This window comes from Pseudoflavonifractor gallinarum (genome assembly GCF_014982855.1).
Taxonomy (GTDB): Bacteria; Bacillota; Clostridia; order Oscillospirales; family Oscillospiraceae; genus Pseudoflavonifractor_A; species Pseudoflavonifractor_A gallinarum.
The window spans coordinates 110,481-128,995 of the sequence record NZ_JADCKF010000006.1 but is presented as its reverse complement, the minus strand read 5'-3'; the positions used below and the strand labels follow the sequence as shown (position 1 = coordinate 128,995).

Genomic DNA, 18,515 nt, shown 5'->3' with positions numbered 1-18,515 from the left:
TGCACGCCGGAGGAGATGGGATCAGGGGCGGTTCCGGCGGAGGGTGAGATAGCCCTCCAGGATCAGCGTGGCGGCCACGGCGTCCACCGTCTTTTTGTGCTGCTTCATCTTCTTGCCGCTGGCGTGGAGGATGCTGTGGGCCTCCACGGTGGTGCGCCGCTCGTCCCAGAGCACCGGGGTGAGGCCGGTACGCTCCTCCAGCTGTCCGGCGAATGCCCGGTAGAGCTCGGCCCGGGGGCCCTCTGTGCCGTCCATATTGCGGGGGAAGCCCATGACCAGCTCCTCCACCCCGTGGGCGGCGATCAGCTTTTCGATCTCCTCCGCGACCACCTCGCTCTTTCGGCTGTGGATGACGGTGGTAAAGCCGGCCAGCAGACCGGTGGCGTCCGATATGGCGATCCCGGTGCGGGCATCGCCGTAGTCGATGGCCATAATGCGCATGGTTTCATTCCTCCTTCGTGTCTGGTTCTATTATCCGGGCAGAGAAGGAAAAAGTCAATTTTTATTTCACTTCGATTCGCAAAGTAAGCATCAAAAAAATTTTGACTTCCAAATTTTTTCTGCTATAATCTAAAATACCGCCCCTTCGGAATAGGGGGGGTGTCTAAATGAAGCAAGTGTATGTTCGCGCATATACCCAAATTCGCTTCGGAGCCGTAGAGCACGTTTGCGCTCACTGGCGTAGATGCCCAGCCCGCTAATTTGGCGTGGTATGCCTGATATTCCAAAGCATTATGTCAGCGGCTCATCCTGAGCCGGGGTCAAACATGACATTTTGTAAGGGGCGGTATTTTGTTTACTTTTATTAAGAGCCGAAAGGCTCTTTTTTTGTTGCCTATTTCATCCAATCGGCCTCATCTTCATCAATCAAACCCATAGCCGCTAGACGGTCAGCCACACTATCCTCATCCATCATCTGTCGATAGAGGAGATTATGCCTCTTATAAGTGATTACAACATCCTGAATAACATTTATTTGCTTCCGGGTCAATCCGGTCACATCCACCACGGATTTTTCACTGTATCCCAAAAGGTTATCTGTGCTTACCTTAAATAACCGGGCAATTCTAATCAGAACATCATAAGAAGGAAACCTTGTCCCATTCTCATATGCTGAGACAGTAGATTTCGTCACATTAATTCTCTCTGCAAATTCGGCCTGAGTCATTCTTCTGGCATTTCTTAGGTCTTTTATTCTGGTTCCAATATCTATCATACTGTCTCACCTCGCTGTCTAGTTTATAGAAAATGAGTCTACGTTTGGTGCTCATAAGTGGCTCTGAGAGTAGACAAATGAGTGTACTTATGTTATACTAATAGTGAACAAAAGAGGGAAAGGAGGTGTGCATTGTGATTAAGGCGTGTAGGCAAAACAAAGAGTCTGTTTTGACAAAAGTCAGAGCTGGCAAGCTAGACTCTGCGGCTCTTAGCATTTCCAGTCTAGTCGATGAAATCATTCTTTCGATGCACACCTCTGGTATCCTTAAATTTTTATCGACCAATATTCAAGATAAACGGGCAGACAATACAATTATTCCCTACGATTTGGTATGGGCCTCTGCAATCGCCGCAAAAATGAAAGTGAAAACAAGTCTGACAGATATTCCGTATGCTATTTCCGACCATCGAACTCTGGCCAAACTCGGCTACACGCTAATCGAAACAGAGGGAAAACTAGGTGCTGGTTTGATGCGAGAAGGAAGTTTGCGTGCCTTGTTAGGCAAATACCAAGCAGAAGACCTTTTCAACGGATACAACAGTGTCGTTCAGAATCAAGTTCTCCCACACCTAAATCTAGTTCCCAACATTCACATTTTGGACTGCACAGACCTTGAAGTGAACTTTAAGAATAAACACTATGAACAGTCTGGCATATCCGTCAGTAAGCGAACAAATTCTCCTTGTCGCGGCTATAAACTAGCAACTATTCGTGGAATTGTTGGAGACACGGGAATTATTGAGGATATTCGCTTTGGCCCAATCAATGTACACGATATGTCTCTGAGCGAACGAATGATAAAGCATTCCCCAGTTTTTAGATCGGGCGACATTCTAATTAACGACCGTGGCTTTATTTCCCGCCCCGTAATGAACTACTTAAAGCGCAAGCGGAATGTGGATACCTATGTTCCTCTCCGAAATAATATGGATGCTTATAGGCTTGCGGTTGAATGTGCTATCCAAAATAACGATTGGAGTAAACACCCAAATCCTAAACGTAGTCAGCAAAGAATTTCACTCGTCCCTCATGTCGGCCCATATTGGGAAAGTGCTTGCCCAAGTGCGGACGTTGACTTAAATGCTTGTGTTGTTTGGGATATGGAAAATGGACAATACTTTGTGTTTGTCACGACGGACACCTCCAAATTGGCCAGAGATATTATCAAAATCTATGAGTTGCGTCCAGAAATTGAAGAGGACTATCGACAGCTTAAAGATTTTTGGAAAATTGAAGATTTCAAAAGTACAAAAATCAACATGATTGCATTCCATATTGTGTGTGTCCTGTTCGGCTATCTCTTCTTCCAGCTCTACACCATGCTTCCAGACGGAGAAAAGTTGGCTGGAAAATCGTTGCCAGTCCTGCTCAAAGTGTACGATGCAAAGCCACAGAGTTTCGTTGTCCTTTATACGGACTATGAGTTTGGTGTCATCACCTTACTTGATATGATGGAACTCTACTCTGCCTGTGGTCAGGTTGTGAGAGAGAAGATTAGAGCCGTTATGGAGAAAATATAACTTTGAGGTGCCTATAATGAAGAAATATCTTTTCTTATTTGTCCTAACTATCGCTATCTTAATGTCTGGATGCCAAAGCACAGCTAGTACAAAACCAGAAAATACTCCGATTCAAACAAGCAATATTGAAAACTCGCTTACGTCTGAAATGCCAGTTGCGACCCCAACGGAAGAGCCTATTGAAACGAAAAGAGAAGATGCTGATTTTCGTAATGCAAAATGGGGTGAAAATAGAGATACCGTCAAAAAATACGAAACAGAAATTACTCTGATTGAATCCGATGAAAAACTTGCTGGGGAAACTGTTGTAGGCGGGTATGATTCATATGCCGCATATTTGTTTGACGATGATAAATTGTATGAAGGATTCTACACTTTCCCGTTAAAATTCTCAAACGCTGGCCAATATATCCCTGTTTACAACGACTTAAAAGAAATGTTAATCAAAAAATATGGTGAACCATACGAGGATGAAATTATATCGTTAAAAGACCAAAAGATGATAGATATGGCTGGCCCAGCAGACGCACTAGAATACGGATATGTTGTTTATCGTGCTCAGTGGGAAACTGAAACAACCGATATTATGTTGGGGATGATGGCCGAACGCTACGAGGTTGGCTTGCTTATTTCATACACTGATAAAAACTACGAGGAAGATATTAATGATACTGGGCTATAACTAATTTCAGTTATTTTTTGAAAACAGAGAATAGGAGATGTAATTATGCCGGAAGTACCAGTGAAGTGTCCCAAATGTGGCCATATGGCCGTATCTGCTGTCGGTGAAAGAACTGGTGGAGTCAGTTTGGGGAAAGCCGCAATTGGTGGAATCCTTTTAGGGCCAGTAGGTCTTTTGGGTGGAGCGCTTGGCAAGAAAAAGAAACTATATCAGTGCAAACATTGCGGATATACAATCGAAAAATAAAAAGCGAAGAGCGTGGGCAATTTGCCCACGCTCTTCTGGACAAAATACCGTAATTGTGGTATTATTTACTAAAACTTAGGAGGGGATTTTAATGGGAAAAAGCAATAAAGAATTAGCTGTTGAATTGGTAGCCGCGTATTATTCTACCCAAGCGGCTTCTACTAATGAAAGATTTTCGGAAGATAGAATTGAGGAGCTTATCTTAATGGCCAAGCGCGCATTGGATAAAATTCCAGATTAACCAGCGAGAACTAGGTTGCGGGATAGTTGCTCTATTGTTTTTGCAAGTTCTATTTGTTCTGTGATAGACAAAGATTGTGTTTCATATAATTTTAAGAGAGAGTCAAGCTGCTCTTTGATGATTCGTCTTCTTTCTTCGTGTGAAATACAATAATTTTTATCCATATATTTACCTCCACTCCGCCCCAACCGGGGCGGATTTTTTATGTTTATTTTTTACTTTGCGAATTGAAGTTATTTCAAAAGAAGCTTGACTTTCGGTGGAGGGTGTGCTATTCTGAAAACACCTATGAAAGAGGGCTTTTCTTTTGTGCGCGTTTTTACGGTGTGACGGGCATGAAACCCTCCCCTCCAGGCGAGGACATAGGGAGGCAGACATGCCGAGTCCGCACCGTGACGATAGGCGCAGTGCGCCCACGTCGCTGGATTCGGCCAAGGGCTGTATCCGGCGTTTTTTTATGCCGGTGTACCGCTCAACTATTGAAGGAGGTGCCGAACACATGGCAAAGGCAGGTTCCCGGGTGAAGATCACCCTCCGCTGCTCCGAGTGCAAGCAGAGAAACTACAACACCAACAAGAATAAGAAGAACACTCCCGACCGTCTGGAGCTGAACAAGTACTGCCCCTTCTGCAGAAAGCATACGGTTCACAACGAGACCAAGTAATGAGAATGTATCTCTCATTAAGAAAGAAGGGTGTACGGAATGCCTGATTATGAGAAGAACGAGCAGGCCGCTGCCGCCAAGGCGGACAAGTCCAAGAAGGACGTCAAGAAGTCCAAGCCTGGCTTTTTCGCCCGCATCGGCAAGTGGTTCCGCGAGATGAAGGTCGAACTCAAGAAGGTCCAGTGGCCCACGAAAAAGCAGACGATCAACAACACCGTCGTCGTCATCGTGTGCTGTATCGTCATTGGCATCTGCATCTGGGCGTTTGACTGGCTGGCGCAGTCCGTCTTCGCCGCGCTCATGAATCTGTTTAAGGGTTAAGGAGCGGCGAGTATGGCAGATAACGCGAAGTGGTATGTCGCGCACACCTATTCTGGTTACGAGAACACCGTAGCTGCTTCCATTGAGAAGGCGGTGGAAAACCGCGGGATGCGCGATCTCATCCATGAGGTAAACATCCCCATGGAGACGGTTACCGAGATCAGCGAAAACGGGCCCAAGACCGTGGACCGCAAGGTCTTCCCTGGCTATGTGCTGGTGAAGATGGTCATGACCGACGAGACCTGGCACCTGGTGCGCAACGTGCGCGGCGTGACTGGTTTTGTGGGTTCGGGCAGCAAGCCCATTCCCCTCACCGAGGAGGAGGTTGCCTCCATGGGTGTGGAGAAGAAGGAAGTCGTGGTCGGCTATGAAGTGGGCGACCGCGTCAAGATCACTGAAGGCGCGCTGGAGTCCTTCCTGGGCGCCGTGGAAGAGATCGACCTGGAGCGCAGCAAAGTGCGCGTCGTGGTCGAGATGTTCGGCCGTGAGACCCCTGTCGAGCTGGAGCTCGATCAGGTGGAGCGGGTCGACGACTAAACGGGTGAAAGACCCCGTATCCCCCGCACGTGGGAGGAATTGTATCAATTCCGTCTCAACCACATTTAAGTAGGAGGTGCTGTTTCAAATGGCACAGAAAGTTACTGGTTACGTCAAACTGCAGATTCCTGCCGGCAAGGCGACTCCCGCCCCCCCTGTGGGCCCCGCCCTCGGCCAGCATGGCGTGAATATCGCCGCTTTCACCAAGGAGTTCAACGAGCGCACCAAGAATGACGTGGGCATGATCATCCCCGTCGTCATCACCGTGTATGCCGACCGCTCCTTCACCTTCATCACCAAGACTCCTCCCGCCGCCGTGCTCATCAAGAAGGCCTGCAACATCGAGTCTGGTTCCGGTGTGCCCAACAAGACCAAGGTTGCCACCATCAGCAAGGAGGACGTCCGCAAGATCGCGGAGACCAAGATGCCCGACCTGAATGCGGCCAGCATCGAGTCCGCCATGAGCATGATCGCCGGCACCGCCCGCTCCATGGGCGTTGTCGTGGGCGACTAAGGCGAAGGAGGGAGAAGCAATGTTTAGAGGTAAGAAGTACGTCGAGAGCGCCAAGAAGATCGAGAAGGGCACTCTCTATGATGCCGCTGAGGCTATGGACCTGGTCGTGAAGACCGCCACCGCCAAGTTCGACGAGACCGTCGAGCTGCACGTCAAGCTGGGCGTTGACTCCCGCCATGCGGACCAGCAGGTCCGCGGCGCCATCGTCCTGCCCCACGGCACCGGCAAGACCCAGCGCGTGCTGGTCTTCGCCAAGGGCGACAAGGCTGAGGCCGCCAAGGAGGCCGGCGCTGATTTCGTCGGCGAGATGGACCTGGTGCAGAAGATCCAGTCCGAGAACTGGTTCGACTACGATGTGGTCGTCGCCTCTCCCGACATGATGGGCGTGGTTGGCCGCCTCGGTAAGGTCCTGGGCCCCAAGGGCCTGATGCCCTCCCCCAAGGCCGGCACCGTCACCCCCGACGTGGCCAAGGCTGTTAAGGAGATCAAGGCCGGTAAGGTCGAGTACCGTCTGGACAAGACCAACATCATCCACTGCCCCATCGGCAAGGTGTCCTTCGGCGCTGAGAAGCTGACCGAGAACTTCACCGCTCTCATGGGCGCCATCATCAAGGCTAAGCCTGCTGCCGCCAAGGGTCAGTATATCAAGAGCTGTGTCACCGCCACCACCATGGGCCCCGGTGTGAAGATCAACGGCGCCAAGCTGGTGTAAGAAGCGCGAAGCGCCCGAAGCAGGCGCACAGTGAACCGCGCAGACCGGAAAACAGGCGACCCCGTAGGGGAAGCGGCATTTCCGGCGGAGCGGGGCGCAGTGTGCCGCAGCGGAGGGTGCGGAGCGTGCCCAAGGAAGCGCGAAGGCCGCGACCCGATCGTGCGCGAGCCGTAGCGTGACAAGCCGGGGAGATGTGCCATCCGGCGCAGCCCCACAAAAAAGATCATTTCCGGACAGGTTATGCTTGACATAGCCTGTCCGGGGTGATATAATAATTCGCGTGTTCAAAGACAGCGGGCAGCCATAAGCCCCGCCGAGAATGCAGCAAGTGAAGAAGCTTTCTTTGTGCTGTTTTCGTGCTTTGAGCATGAGAATAGCATTTTTTATTTCATGGAGGTGAATCCCACATGCCTAACGCAAAGGTTCTGAGTGAGAAGCAGGCCATTGTCGCCGACCTGACTGAGAAGCTGAAGACCGCTGCCAGCGGTGTTCTGGTGGACTATAAGGGTATCACCGTTGCCGAGGATACCGCCCTGCGTGCCGAGTGCCGCAAGAACGAGCTGGACTACGCTGTTGTGAAGAACACCCTGGTTCGTTTCGCCATCAACAACGTGGGTCTGGAGGAGATGGATTCCGTTCTGAATGGTACCACTTCTCTGGCCCTGAGCCATGGTGACCCCATCGCTCCCATGCGTGTGATCGCGAAGTTCGCCAAGCAGTTCAACGGCGAGAAGTTCACCATCAAGGCCGGTTTCATGGACGGCAAGGTGCTGTCTCTGGACGAGATCAAGGCTCTGTCCGACCTGCCTTCCAAGGAAGTCCTGCAGGCTCAGGTTCTGGGCACCATGCTGGCTCCCATCACCAGCCTGGCTATCGTCCTCAAGGCGATCGCCGAGGAGAAGGGCGGCTTCGTCGAGGCTGCTCCTGCCGAGGAGGCTCCCGCTGCCGAGTAAGGTTGGTACGTCAGTACCCGCCTGACAGCGGTTCTGTTCCCCGCATCCCCGCACTGGGGAGACTCAAACTTATTTTTTAAATGATTGAATTTAGGAGGTATCTTATCATGGCTAGCGAGAAGATCACTGCTTTGATTGAAGAGGTTAAGGGCCTGACTGTTCTGGAGCTGTCCGAGCTGGTGCACGCTCTGGAGGAGGAGTTCGGCGTTTCCGCTGCTGCTATGGCTGCTCCCGCTGCTGGCGGCGCTGCCGGCGGCGAGGCTGCTGCTGAGAAGACCGAGTTCGACGTGGTTCTGGCCGGCTTCGACGCTGCTGCTAAGATCAAGGTCATCAAGGTTGTCCGCGAGATCACCGGCCTGGGCCTGGCTGACGCCAAGGGCCTGGTCGAGGGCGCTCCCAAGGCTCTGAAGGAGGGTGTCTCCAAGGACGAGGCCGAGGAGATGAAGAAGAAGCTCGAGGAGGCCGGCGCCAAGGTCGAGCTGAAGTAAGAGTTTCTCTTGCTGTACTGCAACGTGCGTGTCCCAGTCGGGGCACGCACGTTTTTTTATGCCCTTTGACGACGGACAGATCAAATGCTATGATGGGATAACGTTAAGAAATTGCTAAGAAATGCCCCTGGAAAACTATAAGAAGCGCCTGCTATCCTATCCTTGCCGGAAGGAGATCGGGACCGATCGGGGAAGTTCAAACGGTGGAGGAGATGTCTAGATGGAAGCGTGTGTACTGGTAGTAGATGACGACCGGGAGATCGTCCAGGCCATTGCCCTGCTGCTGGAGAAGGAGGGATACCGGGTGCTGCGGGCCTACAATGGCCTGGAGGCGCTGGAGCTGGCCTGTGAGCGCTCGGTACAGCTCATCCTGCTGGACGTGATGATGCCCAGGCTGGACGGCCTCTCCGCACTGATGAAGATCCGGGAGAAACGGAACCTGCCCATCATCGTGCTCTCCGCCAAGAGTGAGGACAGCGACAAGATCCTGGGACTCTCCATGGGGGCGGACGACTATGTGTCCAAGCCCTACAATCCCCAGGAGCTGCTGGCCCGGGTCCGCAGTCAGCTGCGTCGGTATACCCGGCTGGGGGACGTCCATGCGGAAGAGCGGAGCGGAGAGATCGTCAACGGCCGTCTTACCTATTTGCCGGAGGCGCTGGAGCTTCGGGTGGATGGAGAACCGGTCCGACTCACCGCTACTGAGACCCGCATCGTGGATCTGTTGATGCGCAATCTGGGACGGATCTTTCCGGCTGAGGAGATCTACCGCCGGGTGTGGGATGGGGAGGAGGCCTATGCCTCGGAAAACACGGTCATGGTCCATATCCGGCACATCCGGGAAAAGATCGAACTCAATCCAAAGGAACCGGAGTATTTAAAGGTGGTGTGGGGCATTGGATACAAAATGGAAAAAAAGTAAAGGTATTTTGAGTGTGCTGTTCCTCCTGATCGGACTAACGCTCATGGCCATTTTTGGAGGTATCGGACTGTTGGGCGCCGGTAGCCTGGAACTGGGTGATGTGGCGGACAGCTTCCGCAGCGACTATCAGGATACCCGGCGCTTCCGCAGGGAGATCAGCTATGACCTGCGTGCCATGCTGGAGTTTGTGCTGACCGGGGAAGAGACATCCTGCTTCCAGGATGAGAACCTCCGCTGGGGGATTTGGCAGGATGAGAAACTGTTGGCCGGCAACCTCAACGGCATCACGGGAAATCTGACGGGACATCAGGAACCGGGCTATAATTTCTACCTGGAGTACCGGGACGGCAAGGTGCAGATCTGGAAGGACGGCGCTGAGGTGGATGTCTATGGAGACGAGGTCTACCGGGACCAGTGGGAGCAGTGGGAGCTGCCCGGCTACCGCAATCTGGACACCGAGCTCTTTGTGGGCGGAGGCTGGACCGACAGCGGACGGGGCTTTGACCTCTCCGGTATCACTGGGGCGGCCACACCCATGGCGACAGCGGTCCCTGGGGAGACTGGCGGGGAGGAGCCTGCCGCTGACACCGGGGAGCCGTGGGACGGCGTGACCATCCGTCTGGCTGCCGCCCAGACACCGGTGTATTTTTACCACTCTATGGGGCTCTATGATGTAGCCGATACCCTGTACACCATGCGCCTTGCGGTATGTATCGTGGCAGGCTGTTTCCTGCTGGGTGTGGCGCTGGTGGTGTGGAGCCTCCTGTGGCGGCGCTGGATGGCGCTGACCTTCCGGGCGGCCGGACGCCTCACGGGGAAGATCTGGCTGGAGATCAAGCTGCTCCTCCTGGCGCTCCTGGTGGGACCGCTGATGGTGTCCCTGTCCTATGCCTACGAGCCCATTTTCCTGGCCTTTGCCATCGGCCTGTGCTGGGTGATGGTGTTTTACCTCAACGACTTCCTCTGCAATCGGGGCCGTCTGTGCCGGGTGAGCTTCTGCGGCTGGCTGGCGGGAAAGCTGCGGGGAGATGGGTTGGACCTGCCCCTCCAGCGCCGGGCCATGCGGAGCGGAGTGGTCCACCTGATGGCCGTGGTGATTCTGGCCCTGGGGGCCGCGGCCTTTGACTTGGAGTTGTTTCTGTCGGCCTGGCGCAGCGGCTCCATCCGGATCTGGGTCCCATTCCTGATCGGACTGGTGGGGCTGGTGCTGCTGGGGATCGTCTTTCTCCACTGGAAGGAGGAGCGGGCGATGATCGAAGACCTGGGGGCTCTCTCCGATCAGATCGAGGCGGTGCGCAGGAAACAGCAGGGGACCATGCTGGCGGCGGAGCGACCTCTGGCCGGGCTCTCCCAGGCGGTAGCCGACATCGACAGCGGCCTTCAGCAGGCGGTGGAGGAACGGCTGCGCAGCGAGCGGATGAAGGTAGAGCTCATCACCAACGTCTCCCACGACCTCAAGACCCCGCTGACCTCTATCCTGAGCTATGCGGCCCTTCTGGAAGAGGAGGAACTGCCTGACCATGTGCGGGACTACGTGACCATCCTCAACGACAAGGCCCAGCGCCTGAAGAACATGGTACAGGAGGTCTTTGACGTGAGCAAGGCGGCCTCCGGAAATCTGAATCTCCACTGGGAGGAGTTGGACCTGGCCAAGCTGCTGCGGCAGACCTTGGCCGACCAGGCCGAGCCCATCGCCGCAAGCGGTCTGGATCTGCGCACCCGGCTTCCGGCGGAGCCGGTCCTCATCCGGGCGGACGGCGACCGGCTCTACCGGGTCTTTCAAAACCTGATCCAGAATGTGCTCCAGTACAGTCTGGAGGGCTCCCGGGCCTACCTCACCCTGGAGACCAACGGGGAGAGCGGGCGGGTGTGCGTCCAGAACATCTCCCGGGAGGAGCTGTCCCGGGAGAAGGACTTCACAGAGCGCTTTGTCCGGGGGGATGAGAGCCGCAGCGACGGCGGGAGCGGGCTTGGTCTGGCCATCGCCAAGAGCTTTACCGAGGCCTGCGGCGGAACCTTCCGGCTGCGGACCGACGCCGACCTCTTCACCGTGGAGGTGGAATTCCCGTGTGTCCAGCCCTCCCTTCCGGAAGGAACGGAGTCAGTATAAGCCAAATGCCCTGCGGATGGGAGGATGTCCCCGTCCTCAGGGCATTTCTCTGGGAAAAGATGTGTACAAAATAGACAATCCACTTTACTTTCTGCGGGCATATGGTTATACTAATGTCTAGTAACTGCCAAACGGTGCGGCGAGGGCTCGCCGCTGAAAAGGGAAGCCGGTGAAAATCCGGCGCAGTCTTACCTCTACTGTAAGCGCGGACAAAGGCGTCAGACCCATTGGCTCTGCCGAGAAGGGACGCCGGCGGAAGAAGCGCAAGCCAGGAGACCTGCCTTTTGGCCGACGTCGCTCTTAGGTGGAGAGCGCCGCTGTTTGCCTGTGCAGATCTGCGGCCCGTCTCCTCTGGAGGCGGGCTTTTTCTGTGGGGAGGTGGAGCATGCCGAAGCTGGAATACTATATCCCGGTAGGGCGGCAGCGGCTGCGCTGCGGCTATACCACCGGCACCTGTGCCGCGGCGGCGGCACGGGGCGCGGCGCAGGCCCTGCTGACTGGTATTCGCCCGGCCGGAGTGGAGATCGACACCCCCGCCGGCGTGCGGGTGCAGGTGGAGCTGCTGGACTGGTCCGCTGGAGCGGACTGGGCCATGTGTGCCGTGGAAAAGGACGGCGGGGATGACCCGGATGTGACCGATGGCATGCGGATCTATGCCAGAGTCTCCCGGCGGAGCGACGGCACGCTGCGGGTGGACGGGGGAGAAGGCGTGGGCCGGGTGACCCGTCGGGGACTGGACCAGCCCCCCGGCGCGGCGGCCATCAATTCCACCCCCCGCCGGATGATCGCCGAGCAGCTCGCGGCCGCCCTGCAGGAGGCAGGGGACCACGGCGGGCTGGAGGCGGTCATCTCCGTCCCCGGGGGAGAGGCGCTGGCCCGCAAGACTTTCAACCCACGGCTGGGTATCCAGGGTGGGATCTCCATCCTGGGGACCAGCGGGATCGTCCGCCCCATGAGCGAGGCGGCTCTGGTGGACTCCATCACGCTGGAGCTGGACATGGCCCATGCCGCCGGAGTACAGCACCTGCTGGTCACGCCGGGCAACTATGGGGAGGACTACGCCCGGGACCATCTGGGTCTGGAGACGGAGGGCTGCATCTCCTGCAGCAATTACCTGGGCGCCGCCATCGACCACGCGGCGGGGCTGGGCTTTTCCAGCTTCCTGCTGGTGGGGCATCTGGGCAAGCTGGTGAAGGTGGCCGGCGGTGCCATGAACACCCACTCCCGGACGGCGGACGGCCGCCGGGAGACCATGGCCGCCCACGCTGCCCTGTGCGGCGCGCCCCGGGGGCTGGTGGAACGAGTCTTTGAAGCGGCCACCACCGACGCGGCCCTGGAGCTTCTGGAGGAGGCGGGGCTGCGGGAGGACGTGATGGCCTCTTTGACCAGGGCGCTCTATGAGAACCTCCGCCATCGGGCGGGGGAGGAGATGGAAATTCAGGCGGTGGTCTTTTCCAACCGCTTTGGCCTGCTGGGGCAGACCCCGGGGGCCAGTGAACTGCTGGCGCGCCACAGGCGCGGGGAAGGAGAATCCTTATGATCCATTTTATTGGCGCCGGACCGGGCGCGGCCGACCTGATCACGGTGCGGGGGGCCCGCCTTCTGGGGGAGGCCGACGTGATCATCTACGCGGGGAGCCTGGTCAATCCGGCCCTGCTGGAGTACCGCAAAGAGGGCTGTCAGGTCTATGACAGCGCCTCCATGACCCTGGAGGAGGTTCTGGCCGTCATGCGGGAGACCGAGGCGGCGGGCAAGACCACCGTCCGGCTCCACACAGGGGACCCCTCCCTCTACGGGGCCATCCGGGAGCAGATGGACGCCCTGGATGTGGATGGGATCTCCTACGATGTGACGCCGGGCGTCTCCTCCTTCTCCGGCGCGGCGGCCGCCCTTCAGGCGGAGTACACCCTGCCTGATGTCTCCCAGAGCGTCATCATCACCCGTATGGCCGGGCGGACGCCGGTGCCTGAGGGAGAGGCACTGCGCAAGATGGCCAGCCACGGCTGCACCATGGTGCTCTTCCTCTCCACGGGCCTGCTGGAGGAGGTGGAGCGGGAGCTGATGGCGGGGGGATATGCCCCCGACACCCCGGCGGCCATCGTCTACAAGGCCACCTGGCCAGAGGAGCGGGTGTTCCGCTGTACGGTTTCCACCCTGGCGGAGACCGCCCGTACCAACGGCGTCACCAAGACCGCCCTCATCACCGTGGGACGGTTCCTGGGAGAGGACTACGAGCGCTCCAAGCTCTATGACCCGACCTTTACCCACGGCTGCCGGAAGGGGACCGAGGCATGAGACTGGCCCTCACCGCCTTCACCCGCCGGGGATATGGTCTGGCCTGCTCCCTGGCCCGGGCACTGGAGGAACAGGGGGAGGAAGTGAAGCTGGCCCTCCCGGCACGGCTGGCCCAGGAACTGGGGACAGCCTCCTATGAGCGGCTGGCCGACTGGACGGGAGCGTGCTTTGCCGACTGCGAGGGGCTCCTCTTTGTGGGGGCCTGCGGCATTGCGGTCCGGGCCATCGCCCCCTGGGTGAGGGACAAGTATACCGACCCCGCCGTGGTCAGTGTGGACGAAGGAGGGGCCTGGGTGGTCCCACTCCTCTCCGGCCATGTGGGCGGGGCCAACGACCTGGCCCGCCGGGTGGCCCGGCTCACGGACGGTACGGCAGCTATCTCCACCGCCACCGATGTGAACGGGCGTTTCGCGGTAGACAGTTGGGCGAAGTGTAAAGGACTATACATTGACAGCAAAACAGCGGCCAAACGGGTGTCCGCCGCCCTTCTGGCGGGGGATTCCGTAGGGTTGCAAAGTGATTTTCCTATACAGGGAGAGCGGCCGGAGGGCCTCTCGTCGGGGCCGTCTGAGGTGGGGATCGTCCTGACTGCGGACGTGGAAAAGGCACCCTACCCGGTGACCCTGCGTCTTGTCCCACCGGTGCTTACTCTTGGCATCGGCTGCCGGAAGGGAACCAGCTCCGAGACCATCGCCCGGGCGGTGGAGGAGACCCTGAAGGCCTTCCGGCTCCATCCGCGCGCGGTGTTCCAGGTAAGCACCATTGATCTGAAACAGGGGGAGCCAGGGCTACTGGAGTTCTGCCGGACCCAAGGGCTGCCCCTGTGGGTCTGGACGGCGGAGGAGCTGGCCGGGACACCGGGAGCCTTTACCCCCTCCGCCTTTGTCCGCTCGGTGACCGGGGTGGACAACGTCTGCGAGCGTGCCGCCGTGCGGGCGGGGGGAGCGCTGTTAGTTCCCAAGCAGGGGGCAGACGGGGTCACCGTTGCGGTGGCCCGGCGGCCATGGGCCGTCTCATTTGAAGAAGGAAGCGAGGAAACACCATGCGAGTGACCGTGATAGGACTGGGCCCCGGCGCCGGGGCCGATTTGACCGGGCGGGCCGTGGAGGCTCTGGAGCGCTGCGACCTGATCGTGGGCTACACCGCCTATATTGCCCTGCTGGAGGGGCAGTTCCCCGACAAGGAGCGCCGCTCCACCGGTATGCGCCGGGAGGTGGACCGCTGCCGTATGGCGGTGGAGGAGGCAGCGGCCGGCCGGGATGTGGCCCTGGTCTGCTCCGGCGACTCGGGGGTGTACGGTATGGCGGCCCTGGTGTACGAGGTATCCCGGGACTATCCGCCCATCGAGATCGAGGTGGTCCCCGGTATCACCGCCGCCTGTGGGGGAGCCGCCGTACTGGGCGCGCCCCTGACCCACGACTTTGCGGTGGTCTCCCTCTCCGACCTGATGACTCCCTGGGAGACCATCGAAAATCGCCTGCGCCTGGCGGCCCGGGCCGACTTTGTGCTCTGCCTCTACAATCCCTCCAGCCGGAGCCGGGCCGACTATCTCCAGCGGGCCTGTGACATCCTGCTGGAGGAAAAGAGCCCGGATACCGTGTGCGGCTATGTCCGCAACATCGGCCGCGCCGGGGAGGAGGCCCATACCTGCACCCTCGCCCAGCTGCGGGAGACCCAGGTGGACATGTTTACCACAGTCTTTGTGGGCAACCGGCAGACCTGCCTCATCGGCGGAAAGATGGTCACCCCCCGAGGCTATCTCCAGCGGGGGATGTGAGATGGAGGTCCTGCTCTTTGGCGGCACCACGGAGGGCCGGGAGCTGGCCCTGTGGCTGGCCCGGCGGGACTGCCGGGTGACCGTCTGTGTGGCCACCGACTACGGGGCCACTCTCCTGCCCGAGGGGGAGGGGATCGCGGTCCACACCGGACGGCTGGACGAGGCAGGGATGGAGGAGCTGATGAAAAGCCGTCCCTTCTGCTGCGTGGCCGACGCCACCCACCCCTATGCTGTACAGGTCACCGCCCAGATCCGCGCCTGCTGTGAGAAGCTGGACCTGCCCTACCGGCGGATCGTTCGGGCGGAAGAGGGGGCGGGGGACTTCCTGCGCTGCGCCAGCCTGACCGACGCCGCTAAGCTGTGCCGGGAACTGCCGGGGAACATCCTGCTCACCACGGGCAGCAAGGAGCTCGCTCCCTTCGCCCAGCCGGGGCTGCGGGAGCGGTGCTATCCCCGGGTGCTGCCCAGCGTGTCCTCTCTGGAAGCCTGTCAGGCAGCAGGATTTCCCCCGAAACAGATCATCGCCATGCAGGGGCCCTTTTCGGCGGAGCTCAACCGGGCCGTGATCCGGCAGCTGGACATCTCCGTGCTGGTGACCAAGGAGAGCGGTGCGGCCGGAGGATTTGAAGAGAAGTGCGCGGCCGCCCGGGACACGGGCTGCCGGCTGATCGTGGTGGAGCGTCCCACCCGGGAGCGGGGGGAGACGCTGGCGGAATTTCAAAGGAACTGGGAGGCGCAGCGGCCATGAAAGTCTATCTGATCGGCGTGGGCATGGGAAATCCGGACACCCTCACCGGGGAAGCCCGGAGGGCCATCGAGGAGAGCCGGGTGCTCCTGGGCGCCCCCCGGCTGCTGGAGCCCTGGAGCGGGGAGAAACCGGCTCATCCCCTCATCCGCCCGCGGGAGATCCTCGCCGCCCTGGAAGGGGAGAGCGACGGCCCGGCGGCCGTCCTCCTCTCCGGAGATACGGGCTTTTACAGCGGGGCAAAGGCGCTCTGGCCTCTGCTGGAGGGGTACGAGGTACATACCATCCCGGGCATCTCCTCTCTCGCTTACTTCTGTGCCCGGCTCAACACCACCTGGCAGGATGTCCACTGGGTGAGCGCCCATGGACGTACCCACAACGCGGTGGGGGAGATCCAGAGCCACCGGCGCACCTTTGTTCTCACGGGAGGTGAGACCCGGGCCCAGGACCTGTGTGCGCAGCTGTGCAGCCGGGGCTTGGGTGATGTGCGGATCTGGGTTGGGGAGCGGCTCTCCTACCCGGAGGAGCGCATCTGTGCGGGGACGGCCCAGTCCCTGGCGGGGGAGGAGTTTGCCGATCTCGCCGTGCTGCTGGCCGAGCATCCCCACCCGGTGGAGCGATCCGCTACCGCGCCCGGTCTGCCCGACAGTGCCTTTCAGCGGGGAAAGGTGCCCATGACCAAGGAGGAGGTCCGCGCCCTCGTGGTCTCCAAGCTCCGTCCGGAGCGGGAGAGCGTGATCTGGGACGTGGGGGCGGGCACCGGCTCGGTGTCGGTGGAGTGCGCCCTGGCCGCCCCGGCCGGAGTGGTCTACGCGGTGGAGCGGCGGAGCGAGGGCCTGGAGCTCATCGCTCAGAACGCCGCGGCCCTGGGTGCCTCCAACGTGATCCCGGTGTCCGGGACCGCCCCCGAGGCCCTGGCAGAGCTGCCGCCCCCCGACCGGGTCTTTGTGGGGGGAAGCGGGGGTGCCCTGCGGGCCATCCTGGCCGCCGCGTTGGACAAGCGCCCCGGCCTCCGGGCGGTGGTGTCGGCCGTGACTTTGGAGACCCTCCAGGAGGCGGTGTCGGCCTTTGAGGAACTGCATTTTCAGGATGTGGACCTGGTCCAGGTGGCGGTCACCCGGACCCGGAAAGCGGGAAGCTACCACATGATGGAGGCCCAGAATCCGGTGTGGCTCATCAGCGGAACGGGGGGAGCGGAATGAATCCTCCCCGTCTGCTCTTTGCCGCCCCCGCCAGCGGGTGCGGTAAAACCACGGTGACCTGCGCCGTGCTCCAGGCCCTGGTAAACCGGGGGCTGGACCCGGTGGCCTTCAAATCGGGGCCGGACTACATCGACCCCATGTTCCACGCGGAGGTGCTGGGGGTGCCCTCCCGCAACCTGGACCTCTTTCTGATGGGGGAGCAGGCGGTGCGCCGCTCTCTGCGTCAGAACTGCGCCGGCCATGGACCCGCCATCCTGGAGGGGGCCATGGGCTACTACGACGGCGCGGCCCTCTCCAGCGAGCTCAGCGCCTGGGACCTGGCCCGCCGGACCGCCACGCCGGCGGTGCTGGTGGTGGACGGACGGGGCGCGGCCCGCTCTCTGGCGGCGGTGGTGAAGGGCTTCTGTGCCCTGGAGGAGGAACACGGCATCCGCGGGGTGCTCTTCAACCGGGTCTCCCCCATGTTCTACCCCGCCCTGAAGGACTGCGTGGAGGAGGAGACCGGCATCCCGGTTTACGGCTACCTTCCGGTTCTCCCCGACGCCTCCCTAGAGAGCCGCCATCTGGGCCTCATCACGGCCGCAGAGGTGTCCGACCTGCGGGGAAAGCTCTCTGCCCTGGCTGCCCAGGCCGAGAAGAGCATAGACCTGGACGGCCTTCTGGCCCTGGCCCGGTCCGCCCCCGACCTGCCGCCGGAAGAGGAGAACATCGCCGCCTCCCATCCGTCCCGGCCCCGCATCGCCGTGGCCCGGGACGAGGCGTTCTGCTTCTACTACGCCGACGCCCTGGAGCTGTTGGAGAAACTGGGGGCTGAGCTGGTCTCCTTCTCCCCGCTGCGGGACGAGGAACTTCCGGAGGGATGCGCCGGGCTCTATCTGGGGGGCGGCTATCCCGAGCTTTACGGAGCGGCGCTGGCCAACAATACCGCCATGCGCCGGGCAGTGCGCCTTGCAGTGAATCGCGGGATGCCCACCGTGGCCGAGTGCGGAGGCTTTCTCTACCTCCACCGGACCCTCTCCGACGCGGACGGGGTGGACCGCCCCCTGGTGGGTGTCCTGCCCGCCGCGGCCTGGAACCAGGGAAAGCTGGGGCGCTTTGGCTATATCACGCTGACGGCCCGGACGGAGGGCCTGCTCTGCGGGGCGGGGGAGAGCCTACCGGCCCACGAGTTCCACTACTGGGAGAGCGACCGGCCGGGAGCAGATTTCCACGCCCAGAAGCCCAGGAGCAAGCGGGGGTGGGACTGCGCCTGGCATACGCCCACCCTCTATGCGGGATTTCCGCACGTACATTTTTGCGGCTGTCAACAGGCGGCGGAGCGATTTGTGGCCGCCTGTGCCAGATATCATGGGGAAAATGAGGGATGA

General features: G+C 59.4%; 23 protein-coding genes and 1 riboswitch. Of the genes, 20 read left to right on the top strand and 3 right to left on the bottom strand.

The annotated features are described in order from the left end of the window. Positions 1-21: 21 nt before the first annotated feature. Positions 22-441 (bottom strand): Holliday junction resolvase RuvX, encoded by a 420-nt coding sequence (gene ruvX / locus INF37_RS08095; RefSeq protein ID WP_101693470.1) that lies wholly within the window; start codon positions 439-441, stop codon positions 22-24. A 394-nt stretch (positions 442-835) separates the two neighbouring features. Next, the gene (locus INF37_RS08090) at positions 836-1,216 is read right to left on the bottom strand and encodes a helix-turn-helix domain-containing protein (protein ID WP_193537605.1); all 381 of its coding nucleotides are present in this window, start codon (positions 1,214-1,216) and stop codon (positions 836-838) included. 134 nt (positions 1,217-1,350) lie between these two features. On the opposite strand from INF37_RS08090, the gene INF37_RS08085 reads away from it, so the two are divergent. From INF37_RS08085 to INF37_RS08070, 4 genes are all read left to right on the top strand, one after another. Beyond that, positions 1,351-2,739 (top strand): transposase, encoded by a 1,389-nt coding sequence (locus tag INF37_RS08085; protein WP_193537603.1) that lies wholly within the window; start codon positions 1,351-1,353, stop codon positions 2,737-2,739. A 16-nt stretch (positions 2,740-2,755) separates the two neighbouring features. Beyond that, positions 2,756-3,421 (top strand): hypothetical protein, encoded by a 666-nt coding sequence (locus tag INF37_RS08080; RefSeq protein WP_193537601.1) that lies wholly within the window; start codon positions 2,756-2,758, stop codon positions 3,419-3,421. 45 nt (positions 3,422-3,466) lie between these two features. Continuing rightward, positions 3,467-3,667, top strand: a complete 201-nt coding sequence (locus tag INF37_RS08075; protein WP_186964418.1) for a hypothetical protein — start codon at positions 3,467-3,469, stop codon at positions 3,665-3,667. A gap of 91 nt (positions 3,668-3,758) precedes the next feature. Then, positions 3,759-3,908, top strand: a complete 150-nt coding sequence (locus INF37_RS08070) for a hypothetical protein (protein ID WP_193537599.1) — start codon at positions 3,759-3,761, stop codon at positions 3,906-3,908. Here INF37_RS08070 and INF37_RS08065 read toward each other — a convergent pair. Next, on the bottom strand, positions 3,905-4,072 hold the full coding sequence (locus INF37_RS08065) for a hypothetical protein (protein ID WP_193537597.1): 168 nt from the start codon (positions 4,070-4,072) through the stop codon (positions 3,905-3,907). The two genes, INF37_RS08070 and INF37_RS08065, sit on opposite strands and share 4 nt — an antisense overlap. Before the next feature lie 335 nt (positions 4,073-4,407). Here INF37_RS08065 and rpmG point away from each other — a divergent pair, with 335 nt between their 5' ends. From rpmG to INF37_RS07985, 16 genes are all read left to right on the top strand, one after another. Beyond that, positions 4,408-4,572: a 50S ribosomal protein L33 gene (rpmG, locus tag INF37_RS08060; RefSeq protein ID WP_087262704.1), complete on the top strand. Its 165-nt coding sequence runs from the start codon at positions 4,408-4,410 to the stop codon at positions 4,570-4,572. A 39-nt stretch (positions 4,573-4,611) separates the two neighbouring features. Next, positions 4,612-4,893, top strand: a complete 282-nt coding sequence (secE, locus tag INF37_RS08055; protein WP_101693469.1) for a preprotein translocase subunit SecE — start codon at positions 4,612-4,614, stop codon at positions 4,891-4,893. Between the two features lie 12 nt (positions 4,894-4,905). Next, a complete protein-coding gene (gene nusG / locus INF37_RS08050) occupies positions 4,906-5,430 on the top strand; it encodes a transcription termination/antitermination protein NusG (protein ID WP_193537594.1) in 525 nt (174 codons plus the stop codon). Positions 5,431-5,518: 88 nt separating this feature from the next. Beyond that, on the top strand, positions 5,519-5,944 hold the full coding sequence (gene rplK / locus INF37_RS08045; protein ID WP_101693467.1) for a 50S ribosomal protein L11: 426 nt from the start codon (positions 5,519-5,521) through the stop codon (positions 5,942-5,944). A 19-nt stretch (positions 5,945-5,963) separates the two neighbouring features. Further along, on the top strand, positions 5,964-6,656 hold the full coding sequence (gene rplA, locus INF37_RS08040; protein ID WP_101693466.1) for a 50S ribosomal protein L1: 693 nt from the start codon (positions 5,964-5,966) through the stop codon (positions 6,654-6,656). A gap of 407 nt (positions 6,657-7,063) precedes the next feature. Continuing rightward, a complete protein-coding gene (gene rplJ / locus INF37_RS08035) occupies positions 7,064-7,609 on the top strand; it encodes a 50S ribosomal protein L10 (protein ID WP_101693465.1) in 546 nt (181 codons plus the stop codon). 107 nt (positions 7,610-7,716) lie between these two features. After that, positions 7,717-8,097 (top strand): 50S ribosomal protein L7/L12, encoded by a 381-nt coding sequence (gene rplL / locus INF37_RS08030; RefSeq protein WP_101693464.1) that lies wholly within the window; start codon positions 7,717-7,719, stop codon positions 8,095-8,097. A gap of 220 nt (positions 8,098-8,317) precedes the next feature. Continuing rightward, entirely contained in the window at positions 8,318-9,019 is a 702-nt protein-coding gene (locus tag INF37_RS08025) for a response regulator transcription factor (protein ID WP_101693463.1), read from the top strand. Between the two features lie 43 nt (positions 9,020-9,062). After that, positions 9,063-11,129: a sensor histidine kinase gene (locus INF37_RS08020; RefSeq protein ID WP_193537592.1), complete on the top strand. Its 2,067-nt coding sequence runs from the start codon at positions 9,063-9,065 to the stop codon at positions 11,127-11,129. A gap of 115 nt (positions 11,130-11,244) precedes the next feature. Further along, positions 11,245-11,428, top strand: a riboswitch (cobalamin riboswitch). Between the two features lie 86 nt (positions 11,429-11,514). Further along, positions 11,515-12,669: a cobalt-precorrin-5B (C(1))-methyltransferase CbiD gene (gene cbiD / locus INF37_RS08015; RefSeq protein ID WP_193537590.1), complete on the top strand. Its 1,155-nt coding sequence runs from the start codon at positions 11,515-11,517 to the stop codon at positions 12,667-12,669. Further along, positions 12,666-13,424 carry a precorrin-4 C(11)-methyltransferase gene (cobM, locus tag INF37_RS08010; RefSeq protein ID WP_193537588.1) on the top strand — a complete coding sequence of 253 codons (759 nt, stop codon included), beginning with the start codon at positions 12,666-12,668 and terminating at the stop codon, positions 13,422-13,424. Before cbiD ends, cobM begins: the two co-directional genes overlap by 4 nt. Continuing rightward, positions 13,421-14,476 carry a cobalt-precorrin 5A hydrolase gene (locus INF37_RS08005; protein ID WP_193537586.1) on the top strand — a complete coding sequence of 352 codons (1,056 nt, stop codon included), beginning with the start codon at positions 13,421-13,423 and terminating at the stop codon, positions 14,474-14,476. The genes cobM and INF37_RS08005 overlap by 4 nt, the downstream gene beginning before the upstream one ends. Then, positions 14,467-15,201 carry a precorrin-3B C(17)-methyltransferase gene (gene cobJ, locus INF37_RS08000; RefSeq protein WP_101693458.1) on the top strand — a complete coding sequence of 245 codons (735 nt, stop codon included), beginning with the start codon at positions 14,467-14,469 and terminating at the stop codon, positions 15,199-15,201. The genes INF37_RS08005 and cobJ overlap by 10 nt, the downstream gene beginning before the upstream one ends. A gap of 1 nt (position 15,202) precedes the next feature. Further along, a complete protein-coding gene (gene cobK / locus INF37_RS07995; protein ID WP_193537584.1) occupies positions 15,203-15,949 on the top strand; it encodes a precorrin-6A reductase in 747 nt (248 codons plus the stop codon). Next, complete coding sequence (gene cbiE, locus INF37_RS07990) at positions 15,946-17,148, top strand: precorrin-6y C5,15-methyltransferase (decarboxylating) subunit CbiE (RefSeq protein ID WP_193537582.1); 1,203 nt, start codon at positions 15,946-15,948, stop codon at positions 17,146-17,148. The genes cobK and cbiE overlap by 4 nt, the downstream gene beginning before the upstream one ends. After that, on the top strand, positions 17,145-18,515 hold the full coding sequence (locus INF37_RS07985) for a cobyrinate a,c-diamide synthase (RefSeq protein ID WP_193537580.1): 1,371 nt from the start codon (positions 17,145-17,147) through the stop codon (positions 18,513-18,515). Before cbiE ends, INF37_RS07985 begins: the two co-directional genes overlap by 4 nt.

What these genes read in the sequence shown, in the direction of transcription:
- INF37_RS08090 (WP_193537605.1), bottom strand. Translation starts at nt 1,216, where the DNA reads ATGATAGATATTGGAACCAGAATAAAAGACCTAAGAAATGCCAGAAGA.
- INF37_RS08005 (WP_193537586.1), top strand. Translation starts at nt 13,421, where the DNA reads ATGAGACTGGCCCTCACCGCCTTCACCCGCCGGGGATATGGTCTGGCC.
- nusG (WP_193537594.1), top strand. Translation starts at nt 4,906, where the DNA reads ATGGCAGATAACGCGAAGTGGTATGTCGCGCACACCTATTCTGGTTAC.
- rpmG (WP_087262704.1), top strand. Translation starts at nt 4,408, where the DNA reads ATGGCAAAGGCAGGTTCCCGGGTGAAGATCACCCTCCGCTGCTCCGAG.
- ruvX (WP_101693470.1), bottom strand. Translation starts at nt 441, where the DNA reads ATGCGCATTATGGCCATCGACTACGGCGATGCCCGCACCGGGATCGCC.
- cbiE (WP_193537582.1), top strand. Translation starts at nt 15,946, where the DNA reads ATGAAAGTCTATCTGATCGGCGTGGGCATGGGAAATCCGGACACCCTC.
- INF37_RS08070 (WP_193537599.1), top strand. Translation starts at nt 3,759, where the DNA reads ATGGGAAAAAGCAATAAAGAATTAGCTGTTGAATTGGTAGCCGCGTAT.
- cobJ (WP_101693458.1), top strand. Translation starts at nt 14,467, where the DNA reads ATGCGAGTGACCGTGATAGGACTGGGCCCCGGCGCCGGGGCCGATTTG.
- INF37_RS08065 (WP_193537597.1), bottom strand. Translation starts at nt 4,072, where the DNA reads ATGGATAAAAATTATTGTATTTCACACGAAGAAAGAAGACGAATCATC.
- INF37_RS08075 (WP_186964418.1), top strand. Translation starts at nt 3,467, where the DNA reads ATGCCGGAAGTACCAGTGAAGTGTCCCAAATGTGGCCATATGGCCGTA.
- rplL (WP_101693464.1), top strand. Translation starts at nt 7,717, where the DNA reads ATGGCTAGCGAGAAGATCACTGCTTTGATTGAAGAGGTTAAGGGCCTG.
- cobK (WP_193537584.1), top strand. Translation starts at nt 15,203, where the DNA reads ATGGAGGTCCTGCTCTTTGGCGGCACCACGGAGGGCCGGGAGCTGGCC.
- INF37_RS08025 (WP_101693463.1), top strand. Translation starts at nt 8,318, where the DNA reads ATGGAAGCGTGTGTACTGGTAGTAGATGACGACCGGGAGATCGTCCAG.
- INF37_RS08080 (WP_193537601.1), top strand. Translation starts at nt 2,756, where the DNA reads ATGAAGAAATATCTTTTCTTATTTGTCCTAACTATCGCTATCTTAATG.
- secE (WP_101693469.1), top strand. Translation starts at nt 4,612, where the DNA reads ATGCCTGATTATGAGAAGAACGAGCAGGCCGCTGCCGCCAAGGCGGAC.
- cbiD (WP_193537590.1), top strand. Translation starts at nt 11,515, where the DNA reads ATGCCGAAGCTGGAATACTATATCCCGGTAGGGCGGCAGCGGCTGCGC.
- INF37_RS07985 (WP_193537580.1), top strand. Translation starts at nt 17,145, where the DNA reads ATGAATCCTCCCCGTCTGCTCTTTGCCGCCCCCGCCAGCGGGTGCGGT.
- INF37_RS08020 (WP_193537592.1), top strand. Translation starts at nt 9,063, where the DNA reads ATGGCCATTTTTGGAGGTATCGGACTGTTGGGCGCCGGTAGCCTGGAA.
- rplK (WP_101693467.1), top strand. Translation starts at nt 5,519, where the DNA reads ATGGCACAGAAAGTTACTGGTTACGTCAAACTGCAGATTCCTGCCGGC.
- rplA (WP_101693466.1), top strand. Translation starts at nt 5,964, where the DNA reads ATGTTTAGAGGTAAGAAGTACGTCGAGAGCGCCAAGAAGATCGAGAAG.
- cobM (WP_193537588.1), top strand. Translation starts at nt 12,666, where the DNA reads ATGATCCATTTTATTGGCGCCGGACCGGGCGCGGCCGACCTGATCACG.
- rplJ (WP_101693465.1), top strand. Translation starts at nt 7,064, where the DNA reads ATGCCTAACGCAAAGGTTCTGAGTGAGAAGCAGGCCATTGTCGCCGAC.